The following is an 11,286-nucleotide window of genomic DNA, read 5'->3' on the forward strand; positions in this document are numbered from 1 at the left end:
AGACGGCATAAGGGAGAGGTAGGATGAACAGACGAGAGTTTCTCGGAGCATCTGCCCTAACAATTTCCAGCGCCTATTATATGGGCATCGTTGCTGGACCTGTTTTCGCTGAAGGCGAAAAAACAAACTCTGTCAAAAACGCAAAAGTCACGTATTTTGACGCCCGTCCAGGTGCGCGCTCCAGAGACATTGGCTTCGATTCCGATGGCATGGTTTGGTACTGCGGACAGGCAGATGGCACACTCACACGTCTTGATCCTGACAATGGAGAACTCCACCCGGTCTCACTGGGCGAAAATGCAGCCCCACACGGCGTGGTGCTTGGCCCCGATAACGCAATGTGGGTCACCGAAGGCGGACAAAACGCCATCGCACGTGTTGATCCGGCAACAGACGCCGTCACCCTCATTCCGCTACCTGCCGAGTTTGCAGACGCAAACCTCAACACAGGCATCTTCGACCACGACGGCATCTACTGGTTTACCGGACAAAACGGTGTCTATGGCCGCGTTGACCCCGTCACACAAGAGATCGAAGTCTGGCCAAGCCCTCAAGGCCCCGGCCCTTATGGCATCACCGTCACGCCGCAAGGTGATGTCTGGTACGCCTCCCTCGCCGGTAGCCACATCGCCAACATTGACAGAACCAACGGACGCGCCCGCATCGTGACGCCTCCAACAAAAGAGCAAGGCGCCCGCCGCGTCTGGTCCAACTCAGAAGGCAAGCTCTGGGTCAGTGAGTGGCTCTCCGGTCAGGTCAGCGAGTACGACCCGAAGGCAGACACATGGCGCGCATGGCGTCTCCCCGGCAATGATCCACTGCCCTACTCGGTCTATGTCGATGAGAACGATAAGGTCTGGCTCACAGATTTCGATACCGACGCCATCGTCCATTTTGATCCGGATACAGAAGAGTTCACCAGCTTCCCAAGCAACAAAGCAGACGCTGACGTCCGCCAGATGGCAGGACGTAAAGGCGAAGCATGGGGCGGAGAATCCGGAACAGACAGGATCGTGCGCATCCAGTTTGATGAAACCGAAACAACACCATCCTGAGTACAACAGGATCAGCAAAAAAGAGGGCGCTCAATCGGGCGCCCTTTCCCATTTAAAACCTGCAAATTTTAAGCAAAAAAAGGTGATTTGAGAAAAAAACCTGCGCTGATAAAAACCAGCGATCACGAAGCATATCTAAGCCTGCCTAACCAAATCGGTACCTGTACTGAAACGCAAATTCAGTCCTGAATGGCAGATAAACAGCTGACCATCATCTCAATTTATCTCTGGAAAGAAGCAATATGAAGAAAGTGATTTTAGGCCTTGCTATTGCCGCATGCGCAACGCCTGCACTGGCTGGTGAAGTGACTTTGAACAACACTCAAATTACTGAGTTATTGACTGGTTCAACCATCAAAGGCATCCACTTTGCCGCTGAAACACGCCAGTACTTCTCTGAGTCTGGTCTCACCCTCTGGATCAAAGAAGGCGACGCAAAACCATCCGAAGCGCGCTACAAGATCGAGAACAATCAGTATTGCTCCAGCTGGACTGGTCTTTGGAGCAAAGAAGAATATGGCTGCTTCAACATCACCCATGATAAAGAGCAGGGCATCTACTACTTCATCAACGAAGATTTCCGCGCGCCATTTATCCTGAACAGCAAGTTCCAGCTTACATTTGATTGATCTGCATTGCGCTCCAGTTCTAAAGCGGGTTCCGTTTTAGAACTGGAATGCCATCTGGTCTTTGCTGGCACCGGCTCCGTGCGGAATACCCTCATGATCCAGCAACCAGACTTTTGTATCCAGCCCGCCACCAAATCCAACCAGAGCACCATTCGCTCCAATCACCCGATGGCATGGAATAACAATCGGCAATGGGTTCGCATTGTTCGCCAGCCCCACAGCACGGCTCGCACCCGGATTGCCTAGCGCTTTCGCAACATCGCCATAACTGCGCGTTTCCCCAAACGGGATTGCAGCCAATTGCTCCCAAACGCTCTTCTGAAAATCAGTACCAATCAGCTTCCAGTTCAAAGAGAACTCTTTAAGCTCCCCAGCAAAGTAAGCTTCAAGCTGCGCAATCAAGTCCGCATAAGGCGTGGCATCTTCCACCCAGCCGTCTTCAACAAATCGTCTGCGTGCACTTTCAGGAAAATGAAGAAACTCCAGCCCACCAGCTTCTCCACCAATCAGCAAAGACCCAACCGGGCTTTCATAACTGCAATATGTGATTGGCTCTGAAACGCTGGTCATGAAAGTTTTCTCCCCCTGAAAACGCATAAAAAAACTCTCCACCACGATCAGCAGCGGAGAGTTCTCTAAAGCTTAGTGAAGGCGTCAGAGCTTAGCAAGCTCACGCTCCTCAATCAGCAGCGTAAGTAACCTGTTTTTGAACACCAAGACCTTCAATACCCAGCTCCATCTTGTCGCCCGGCTTCAGGTAGGTCTCTGGCTTCTGGCCCATGCCAACACCCGGAGGCGTGCCAGTGGAGATCACATCACCAGGCTGCAAGCTCATGAACTGAGACAGATGCGAAATCACCTTCGCCACATCAAACACCATGGTTTTGGTAGAACCGTTCTGATAGCGATGGCCGTTCACTTCCAGATACATGGAAAGGTTCTGCGGGTCTTCAACTTCATCACGGGTCACAAGCCACGGGCCAATCGGACCAAAGGTGTCAGCAGACTTACCCTTCACCCACTGGCCACTGCGGTGCAGCTGGAAATCACGCTCAGACAGATCGTTGACCACGCAATATCCGGCCACATGATCCAGCGCGCCTTTTTCGCTCACATACTTGGTGTGTTTACCAATCACCACACCCAATTCCACTTCCCAGTCTGTTTTCACAGACCCACGCGGAATTTCGATGTCATCGTTCGGGCCACAAATAGCTGAGGTCGCCTTGAAGAAGGTCACAGGCTCTTTTGGCACTTCCATGCCCGCTTCAGCAGCATGGTCGGAATAGTTAAGGCCAATACAGATGAACTTGCCCACATTGCCGACACAGGCACCAATGCGCGGATTACCTTCCACCACTGGCAGGCTGGTCAGGTCCAGCGCCGCAATTTTTGCAAGACCATCCGCGCTGAGCGTATCTCCAGCAATGTCACCAACCACACCAGAAAGGTCGCGAATGTTGCCATCCGCATCCAGAACACCCGGTTTTTCAGCGTTCAGCTCACCATATCTAAGAAGCTTCATATCCTACCCATTTTCTTATACTGACCAACCGCCATCAATGGCGTGCGTCTGACCTGTTGTAAACGCGCTATCATCACTACCAAGGTAAACAGCCAGTGCAGCAATCTCTTCTGGCTTGCCAATGCGTCCCATAGGTTGACGCGCAATAAAATCTTTCATTGCCTGCTCGTAATTGCCCGTGGCCTTCAGCCGGTCATGCAGGGACGGACTGTCGACCGTTCCCGGGCAAATCGCATTACAGCGAACACCTTTGGTCACAAAATCCGCTGCAATTGCCTTGGTCAGGCCAATCACTGCTGCTTTGGAGGAACAATAAACAAACCGGTTCGGCACCCCCTTCAACGACGACGCCACAGACGACATGTTGATGATGGAACCACCACCATTTTCCAGCATGCCAGGAATCGCAGCACGGCAGAGGCGGTACATCGCCTTCACATTCAGATTGAAAGAGAAGTCCCACGCATCTTCATCACAGTCGAGAATCGTACCGCTGTGTACGAAGCCCGCACAGTTGAACAAAATGTCCAACGGCCCCGTTACTTCAAGAGTGTCACGCACATCATCTGCATTGGTCACATCCAGCCTCAGGCCGGTCACACCCTCAATCGCATTCAACTCTGTAAGCGCAGCTTCGTTGATGTCTGTTGCAAAAACCTTCGCCCCTTCAGCGGCATAGGCTTCCACCGTAGAACGGCCAATTCCCTGCCCTGCAGCGGTGATAAGGGCTGTCTTGCCAGTCAATCGTCCCATGTGTCCTCCCCCGGACTGAATCTCTCAAAATATAGGCTCGGCCAAACGGACCTGAAACTCGGATTATTAGAGAGGAAGCACTGCTTATCGTCAAAACAAAAGGCAAGTGGCCCGTTGGCCCTCTCCCAAAGACCGCAGAAATCCGTCAGTTCACCAAATCACATAATGGCATAACTTAAATATAAAAACTTCTTTCAAATGTAAATTAGAAATTGACAAGGTCGAATTTTGCGTCAAAAAATATGCTCACATCAAACAGAGCTGATCATGGCAGACACACAGACATCGCAAGACAAAGCTGAAAAATACCGCGCTCCTGCTTTGGAGAAGGGACTGGATATTCTGGAACTGCTGTCCCAGTACGCATCCGGCCTGTCTCAGGCAGAGATCGCCAAAGCACTCGACCGGTCACCCAATGAGATCTACCGCATGCTCACCACACTGGTGCGCCGCGAGTATGTATCGCGTTCCATAGAGGGCGACCGCTTTCAGCTCAGCCTGAAAATGTATTCCATGTCGCATCGCCATCCACCCGTCACGCGGTTGTTGGAAGCGGCGGTGCCCATGATGCGCAAAACGGCCAAGGACGTTCACCAGTCCAGCCACATCGGCATGGAGCATCAGGGAGAGATCGTTGTTGTCGCCAGCGTGGAAGCGCCGGGCAACTGGAGTTTCGTCCTCAAAACCGGCTCGGTCATCGGCCTCTGGAACACAGGCACCGGACGGGCAATCGCTGCCTTCCAGAAGCCGGAGATCCGAGAACTCATGTACAACCAGCATGAGCGCGCACTCGGAGAACCGGAGATGAGCCTCGATGAATTCCGTGCCATTCTGGATGAAGTACAGGAACAAGGTTTCGTACGTATGCCATCCGCCAGCACAGTCGGCGTTACAAATCTGGCCTTCCCAATTCTGGGACCAGATGGAAACGCAGTCGCTGCACTCAGCTGTCCATTCATGGAGCGCATCGACGATTTCAAAGCACCGGGAATTGAAGACGTTCAACAAGCCTACGCTCAGGTAGCGAAGGACATCACCAGCATTTACGGCACAGTGCCAACATAAGGAAATCGCTATGGGCTTGGGAGGGAAGCTGGCTCATCGACAATTGGGGGGAACAGATCTGCAACTGCCGACATTGGGAATCGGCGGCGCAGCATTTGGTGGGCTGTTTGCAACAGCTCCTCGCAAAGAGTCTATGAGCACATTGGATCGCGCCAAAGAGGTTGGTCTCACCTACATTGACACCGCCCCTTACTATGGCTTTGGCCGCTCCGAACGTGTCATTGGAGATGCCGTGCGCAAGCACGACTACATCCTCTCCACCAAGGTTGGCCGCCTGCTGAAACCGGGCATGGCAGACAATCCGGCCCAGTTCGGCTGGCCAGACCCACTGCCCTTCCATCCGGTCTATGACTACTCTTATGACGGCATCATGCGCTCCTACGAGGCCAGTCTGCACCGCACCGGTCTCGACCGACTTGATATCCTATTGGTGCATGATATCGGCACAGCAACCCATGGCCCGGAAGAAAACCTGCGCCACATGAAAGACCTGCAAGGCGGCATCAGGGCCCTTCAGGAACTCAAGTCCTCCGGCGCAATCTCAGCAATGGGCCTTGGCGTGAACGAGACCGCCATTTGCATGGAGCTGATGCAGCAAGCCCACTGGGACGCCTTCCTCCTTGCTGGCCGTTACACCTTGCTGGAGCAAGCCCCTCTCAAGGATTTGCTGCCTGCCTGCACAAAGGCTCAAACCTCCATCATTCTCGGCGGCCCGTTTAACTCAGGCATCCTCGTTGGCGGCAACACCTGGAACTACAGAAGCGCACCGCCTGAAATTCTGGCCCATGTGACAGCGCTGAAAGAATGCTGTCAGGAATTCTCCGTTGATCTGGCAGCAGCTGCCCTGCACTTCCCACTCGCACACCCAGCAATCGCCAGCGTTATTCCCGGTATGCGCAATCGCAGCGAGCTGGAAGACATCCTCAAATGGATCGCTGCCGACATTCCCGACGCCTTCTGGGCACGACTGAAAGAACGAGACCTTCTTCCCGCTGAAGCCCCAGTCCCATCTGGCAATCTCTTCTTCGAACAAGAGGTGAAGCATGCTTAGGATCGATGCCCACCACCATTTCTGGAAGCTTTCCCGCGGCGACTACAGCTGGCTCACGCCAGAGCTGAACGTCCTGTACCGCGACTTCCTCACCAGCGACATCCAGCCTCTACTCACGCAGGCAAAGATGGACGGAACCATCCTTGTTCAGGCTGCAGATACAGTCGAAGAAACCCTCTTCATGCTGGAACTGGCTGCAGAACACGACTGGATCCTCGGCGTTGTCGGCTGGGTAGACATGGAAGCGGGGAACGCGCCAGACACCATCAAAGAACTCTCCCAAAACCCGAAACTCGTCGGCATTCGTCCGATGATACAGGACATTGAAGACGACGAGTGGATGCTGCAGGACAATCTGCGCCCTGCCATTCAGGCTCTCATCGACAACAACCTGACACTCGACCTGCTGGTCCAGCCCCGGCACCTGCCGCACCTTAAAACCTTCCTCAGCCGCTATCCGGACCTGCGCGCCGTCATCGACCATGGTGCAAAGCCGGATATCCGCAACAAGGCCATCGAGACGTGGTCCCAACACGTCGGCGACATCGCCCGCACCTCCAACGTCTGCTGCAAACTCTCAGGTCTCCTGACTGAGGCCTCCGAGAACGCAGAGATCGAAGACATCGCGCCCTACGCCTTTCACATTCTGAAATGCTTTGGACCGGAGCGCGTCATGTTTGGCAGCGACTGGCCTGTCCTTCTCCTCGCAAATACCTATCAAAACTGGGTGGATATGGTGGAGCAGCTCACAGCTGATCTGCCTCAGGCAGACTGGGAGGCCATCTTTGGTGGCACCGCTGCAAAGTTCTATCTCACCAAAACAATGGAAACTCTCTGAAATGTCGGCACCCATTCCAGCCAGCGTCAAACTTCAGCCAGCGGACAACGTCATCATCGCCACAAGAGCTTTGCAGCCGGGTGATAAGGCAGGCAATCTTCAGGTCCTCGACAATATCTCCGCAGGTCACAAAATCGCCGAACACGACATCAAGCAGGGACAAGCCCTGATCAAGTTCGGTCAGACCATCGGCTTCGCAACAACGGACATTCAGGCAGGCGCCCATGTGCACTCGCACAACATGGAGTTCTCCGACCCCGGCGTGCACCACAGCTTCTGCAAGGACTACAAACCAACGCAATACGCCAAGCACCCGGAAGAGCGTACTTTCCTGGGCTATCACCGCGAAGATGGCAGTGTCGGCACCCGCAACTACATAGCAGTCCTCACCAGCGTAAACTGCTCCGCCACCGCCGCTCACCGCATCGCAGATGCTTTCAGTGATGAAGACCTGTTGCAGTTTGAAAATGTAGACGGCGTCGCCTCCTTCGCTCACGGCACAGGCTGTGGCATGGCAGGCGACAATGAGGGCTTCGCCAACCTCCAACGCGTGCTCTGGGGCTACGCTAAAAACCCAAATGTCGGCGGCGTTCTGCTGGTTGGCTTAGGCTGTGAGGTCAACCAGATCGACTTCCTGCTGGATGCCTACGGCCTCAAGCAATCACCGACATTTCAGTTCATGAACATTCAGGGCATGGGCGGCCTGCGCAAAACCATCGAAGCTGGCATAGAAAAAGTCAAAGCCATGCTGCCGGAAGTCAACAAAGCCTCTCGTCAGCCAGCACCACTCTCCAAACTCATGGTCGGCCTGCAATGCGGCGGCTCTGATGGCTGGTCCGGAGTCACCGCCAACCCAGCTCTTGGCTACGCCACAGACCTGCTCGTCAAATACGGCGGCACCTCGGTCCTTTCGGAAACCTCTGAGATCTACGGCGCAGAACATCTGCTCACCAGCCGCGCCGCAAGATCGTAGCCGGGACTGTCCATGAAGACGAAACCTTTGGTTTGGGAGGACTACACCGCCCGCAACAACGGCACCATGGACAACAACCCCTCACCGGGCAACAAACGCGGCGGCCCGACAACCATCCTCGAAAAGTCCCTCGGAGCTGTCGCCAAAGGAGGCACCACTGCTCTGGAAGGCGTGTACAAATACGGCGAGCCGATTGAAACCAAAGGTTTCGTCTTCATGGACAGTCCCGGCTACGATCCTGCCTCCGTCACCGGCCAGATCGCCAGCGGCTGTAACCTGATCGTCTTCACAACAGGCCGCGGCTCCGCGTTCGGCAGCAAGCCATCCCCCACAATCAAGGTCGCCAGCAACACACCACTCTTTGAGCATATGCCAGAAGACATGGACTTCAATGCAGGCTCCATCATCTCCGAAGGCAGATCCATCGAAGAAGTCGGCACAGAGCTTTTCAAGCTGATGATCAAGGTCGCCTCAGGCGAACACAGCAAGTCAGAAGCGCAAGGACTGGGCGACTACGAGTTCGTCCCATGGCAGATCGGCGCAGTGATGTAGCAGGATTATTACCCTCTGAACCTAGTCCGGTATTCGCGCGGGGTCATACCTTTCACCGCGCGAAATTGCCTGTTGAAGTTGGCCAGCGCCGAATACCCCACATTATGAGCAATCATTGAAATCGGCGCATCTCCACCGGCAAGCTGTGCACACGCATCCCCAATCCGAATGCGTTTCAGGTACTCTGAGATCGTCTGTCCCGTATGCCGCTGAAACAACCGGTGCACTCCGGAGACACTCAGCGCCGCAGTCTCTGCCAGTTCTTCCAGCGTCAACACACGCGCATACTCGGAGTGAATGAGCGTCAACACCCTGTCGATGCGCTCATTGCCACCATCCGCACTGGAAAGCACCACCGGATCATGCGCCAGCTGCATCGCATATTCATCCTCTGAGAGTTCCGACAAAACCCTGAGAACGATAAACAAGCGCTCCAGCGGGTCTTCCTCAAAGAAACTCTTGATCTTGGGCACCACACGCCGCCGCGCAGCATCACTGAAGCTTAGCCCCGCCAGTGCCCGCTGAAACAACTTCTTAACACCAGCTAATTCTGACATCTCGCTGGTAATCCGCTCAATCCACTCCGGCTCAAACCAGATAACCAATGCCTGATGCGGTTCACTCTCGTCAGGCCGATTGTTAGACGCCCACGTATGCGGAAGATTAGGTCCAAGCAGCACAAGGTCTGAGTGCCCATAGTCCCCTACATGATCGCCCACATAGCGTTGCCCTTCAGAGTTCAACGTCAGGGTCAGCTCATATTCAGGATGGTGATGCCAGGAGAACGGAATGCCGTCATGAAGACGCCGGTTCATCACCTTGAATGACCCGTCTTCAGACTCTGGCACTTTCTCCAGATATGACCGCATTTCACCCTCTGAACCAATAAGACGCCAGAATAGTACCAGTATCCGCTAGTTTAGAACAACTCTCACATACCAGAGTGAATAAACTTACAAGTTCATTGAAGGATCTGGGAGGACCAAATGAACGCTGAACTGCTTGCAGACAATCACTGGGGCTCAACCGCAACCGACACCCAGTTGAAGGACATCAAAAAGACGCTACCGCTGCGCATCTTATCAGAAGAAGACTGGCAGCACTGGATCACCCGCGGCTACGTCATTGTGCGTCAGGCCGTTCCGCAGGAAAATGTAAAGAGACTGGTTGATCTACTCTGGGAGTTCGATGAGAAAGATCCTAGTGATCCGTCAACTTGGTACACACCACAACGCCGCGCTCACAAAATGCAAGAGCTGAACAACGCAGGTATGCTGGAAATCTATAATCACCAGCACCTGTGGGACAACCGCATGCAACAGCGTGTCTACGATGCTTTCGTAGACATCTGGGACCGGGAAGACCTCTGGGTCAGCATCGACCGCGCAAACCTCAATCCGCCCAAGAAAAACCGCGACGGCAAACCCGGGTTCATCCATTGGGACGTAGACACATCCCTGCGCCCTCAACCAATCAGCGTTCAGGGCGTTCTTTCATTAATCAAACAGGATGAAGAAACCGGCGGCTTTCAATGTATCCCGAAGCTCTTTGAAGAATTCGATGAATGGGTCAAGACCCAACCAGAAGACCGCGACCCCAAACACCCGGACTACTCTGGCTTTGAGATCGAGAATATTGAAATGGAGCCGGGCGACCTGATGATTTTCAACGCCCTCCTCGCCCATGGCATCCGCCCCAACAACTCAAAAGACAAAGTGCGCATCGCTCAATACATCTCCATGTTCCCATCTGAGCAGGCCAATGAAGGTCTCAGACAAGACCGCATCCATCAATGGCGCAACAGGGAGCCACCACAAAGGGCGTCCTTCCCCGGCGACCCTCGAGACTGGGAAAAGAAAAACGCCAAAACGGCAGAACTGACCGATCTCGGCAAGAAACTTCTGGGACTGGACCTCTGGTAAAACAAAAAAAGCGTTTCCTCATAATGGGGAAACGCTCTTGCACCGTAACTTATTGAATTATGCGTAGCTGACGATCTCAAACTCAATGCCATCATCATCATCAAAGTAGAAGCGTCGACCCGGCTCATAGTCAGCGTGGTTTCGGGTCTTGTATCCGCCCGCCAAAACTTTCTTCTCAACCGCATCTAAATCATCAACCACTACGCCAACGTGGTTCAGGCTGCCATGAGTGACGTAGTTGTCTTCTTGAGTGGCATTGGTGTTTCCAAGGGAATAAACCGCGATATAGCTCTCGTCCGATCCAACATGAACGGTTGTTCCACCTGCCCGGGCAGCCCCCTGCCAACGCACATTCCAGCCAAACCAATCTGAAAGACGGCCCGCGGTCGCAACTGGGTCAGAAACGGTGATGTTGACGTGCTCTAAAAAACTCTTTGTCATCGCAATAGCCTTTCTTTTGACTTCTGATGACACCCTGTTTAGGAGTTCAAGTTAAGTTTAAGTCAAGCACTATTTTTGAGAATATTATGCAGCACTCAGATGTGATGACAATCGGTGAACTAGCTGACCGTACCGGCCTCACCACTTCCGCTATTCGTTTCTACGAGACCAAGGGAATTGTTACCGCCAGCCGCAACTCTGGTGGTCAGCGCCGTTTTATGCGTGCAGACATCCGCCGCTTATCATTTGCGTTAGTCGCGCAGGAGTTTGGCTTCACCATCAAAGAGATTTCAGATCAACTCGGGACACTTCCCCCGGGCCGTGCACCAAACAAAGCTGAGTGGCAACGCTTGAGCCAGCAGTTCAAAGTTCATCTGAATGAGCGCATTGCACGCATGGAGAACCTGAGAGCGCAGCTGGAAGGCTGTATGGGTTGCGGCTGCCTGTCTCTGGACAAATGCGAGCTCTACAACGCCGGCGAC

Annotated in this window: 12 protein-coding genes and 1 pseudogene; 8 read left to right on the forward strand and 5 right to left on the reverse strand. The window is 53.7% G+C overall.

The features are described from left to right. The first annotated feature begins 23 nt into the window (after positions 1 to 23). Together PsAD13_RS24985 and PsAD13_RS24990 are read left to right on the forward strand one after the other, a co-directional pair. Entirely contained in the window at positions 24 to 1,055 is a 1,032-nt protein-coding gene (locus PsAD13_RS24985; protein ID WP_063319805.1) for a hypothetical protein, read from the forward strand. Positions 1,056 to 1,297: 242 nt separating this feature from the next. Further along, on the forward strand, positions 1,298 to 1,684 hold the full coding sequence (locus PsAD13_RS24990) for a hypothetical protein (RefSeq protein WP_063319806.1): 387 nt from the start codon (positions 1,298 to 1,300) through the stop codon (positions 1,682 to 1,684). 36 nt (positions 1,685 to 1,720) lie between these two features. Here the strand turns inward: PsAD13_RS24990 and PsAD13_RS24995 are convergent, their stop codons facing one another. The 3 genes from PsAD13_RS24995 to PsAD13_RS25005 form a co-directional block, all read right to left on the reverse strand. Continuing rightward, positions 1,721 to 2,254, reverse strand: a complete 534-nt coding sequence (locus PsAD13_RS24995) for a methylated-DNA--[protein]-cysteine S-methyltransferase (RefSeq protein WP_063291511.1) — start codon at positions 2,252 to 2,254, stop codon at positions 1,721 to 1,723. A 109-nt stretch (positions 2,255 to 2,363) separates the two neighbouring features. Next, positions 2,364 to 3,209: a fumarylacetoacetate hydrolase family protein gene (locus PsAD13_RS25000; protein WP_063308353.1), complete on the reverse strand. Its 846-nt coding sequence runs from the start codon at positions 3,207 to 3,209 to the stop codon at positions 2,364 to 2,366. Positions 3,210 to 3,224: 15 nt separating this feature from the next. Beyond that, positions 3,225 to 3,962, reverse strand: coding sequence for an SDR family oxidoreductase (locus PsAD13_RS25005; protein WP_063299688.1), 738 nt, complete (start codon positions 3,960 to 3,962; stop codon positions 3,225 to 3,227). A 267-nt stretch (positions 3,963 to 4,229) separates the two neighbouring features. On the opposite strand from PsAD13_RS25005, the gene PsAD13_RS25010 reads away from it, so the two are divergent. From PsAD13_RS25010 to PsAD13_RS25025, 4 genes and pseudogenes are all read left to right on the forward strand, one after another. Next, positions 4,230 to 5,027, forward strand: a complete 798-nt coding sequence (locus PsAD13_RS25010) for an IclR family transcriptional regulator (RefSeq protein ID WP_063291447.1) — start codon at positions 4,230 to 4,232, stop codon at positions 5,025 to 5,027. Positions 5,028 to 5,037: 10 nt separating this feature from the next. Further along, complete coding sequence (locus tag PsAD13_RS25015) at positions 5,038 to 6,078, forward strand: aldo/keto reductase (protein WP_063319807.1); 1,041 nt, start codon at positions 5,038 to 5,040, stop codon at positions 6,076 to 6,078. Beyond that, positions 6,071 to 6,916 (forward strand): amidohydrolase family protein, encoded by an 846-nt coding sequence (locus PsAD13_RS25020; protein WP_063319808.1) that lies wholly within the window; start codon positions 6,071 to 6,073, stop codon positions 6,914 to 6,916. Before PsAD13_RS25015 ends, PsAD13_RS25020 begins: the two co-directional genes overlap by 8 nt. 1 nt (position 6,917) lies before the next feature. Then, positions 6,918 to 8,441, forward strand: a pseudogene (locus tag PsAD13_RS25025) (altronate dehydratase family protein). An 8-nt stretch (positions 8,442 to 8,449) separates the two neighbouring features. On the opposite strand, the gene PsAD13_RS25030 reads toward PsAD13_RS25025, so the two are convergent. After that, positions 8,450 to 9,310 carry an AraC family transcriptional regulator gene (locus PsAD13_RS25030; RefSeq protein WP_063319809.1) on the reverse strand — a complete coding sequence of 287 codons (861 nt, stop codon included), beginning with the start codon at positions 9,308 to 9,310 and terminating at the stop codon, positions 8,450 to 8,452. A 117-nt stretch (positions 9,311 to 9,427) separates the two neighbouring features. Here PsAD13_RS25030 and PsAD13_RS25035 point away from each other — a divergent pair, with 117 nt between their 5' ends. Then, on the forward strand, positions 9,428 to 10,363 hold the full coding sequence (locus tag PsAD13_RS25035) for a phytanoyl-CoA dioxygenase family protein (protein ID WP_063319810.1): 936 nt from the start codon (positions 9,428 to 9,430) through the stop codon (positions 10,361 to 10,363). A gap of 57 nt (positions 10,364 to 10,420) precedes the next feature. On the opposite strand, the gene PsAD13_RS25040 is transcribed toward PsAD13_RS25035, so the two are convergent. Further along, positions 10,421 to 10,804, reverse strand: a complete 384-nt coding sequence (locus PsAD13_RS25040; RefSeq protein ID WP_063308359.1) for a VOC family protein — start codon at positions 10,802 to 10,804, stop codon at positions 10,421 to 10,423. Between the two features lie 86 nt (positions 10,805 to 10,890). On the opposite strand from PsAD13_RS25040, the gene soxR reads away from it, so the two are divergent. Continuing rightward, the coding region (soxR, locus tag PsAD13_RS25045) for a redox-sensitive transcriptional activator SoxR (protein WP_063319811.1) at positions 10,891 to 11,286 on the forward strand (396 nt) is incomplete at its 3' end.

Source organism: Pseudovibrio sp. Ad13 (genome assembly GCF_001623225.1).
Classification (GTDB): domain Bacteria; phylum Pseudomonadota; class Alphaproteobacteria; order Rhizobiales; family Stappiaceae; genus Pseudovibrio.

Coding starts and splice junctions, on each gene's coding strand:
- PsAD13_RS24985 (WP_063319805.1), top strand. CDS start 24: ATGAACAGACGAGAGTTTCTCGGAGCATCTGCCCTAACAATTTCCAGC.
- PsAD13_RS24990 (WP_063319806.1), top strand. CDS start 1,298: ATGAAGAAAGTGATTTTAGGCCTTGCTATTGCCGCATGCGCAACGCCT.
- PsAD13_RS24995 (WP_063291511.1), bottom strand. CDS start 2,254: ATGACCAGCGTTTCAGAGCCAATCACATATTGCAGTTATGAAAGCCCG.
- PsAD13_RS25000 (WP_063308353.1), bottom strand. CDS start 3,209: ATGAAGCTTCTTAGATATGGTGAGCTGAACGCTGAAAAACCGGGTGTT.
- PsAD13_RS25005 (WP_063299688.1), bottom strand. CDS start 3,962: ATGGGACGATTGACTGGCAAGACAGCCCTTATCACCGCTGCAGGGCAG.
- PsAD13_RS25010 (WP_063291447.1), top strand. CDS start 4,230: ATGGCAGACACACAGACATCGCAAGACAAAGCTGAAAAATACCGCGCT.
- PsAD13_RS25015 (WP_063319807.1), top strand. CDS start 5,038: ATGGGCTTGGGAGGGAAGCTGGCTCATCGACAATTGGGGGGAACAGAT.
- PsAD13_RS25020 (WP_063319808.1), top strand. CDS start 6,071: ATGCTTAGGATCGATGCCCACCACCATTTCTGGAAGCTTTCCCGCGGC.
- PsAD13_RS25030 (WP_063319809.1), bottom strand. CDS start 9,310: ATGCGGTCATATCTGGAGAAAGTGCCAGAGTCTGAAGACGGGTCATTC.
- PsAD13_RS25035 (WP_063319810.1), top strand. CDS start 9,428: ATGAACGCTGAACTGCTTGCAGACAATCACTGGGGCTCAACCGCAACC.
- PsAD13_RS25040 (WP_063308359.1), bottom strand. CDS start 10,804: ATGACAAAGAGTTTTTTAGAGCACGTCAACATCACCGTTTCTGACCCA.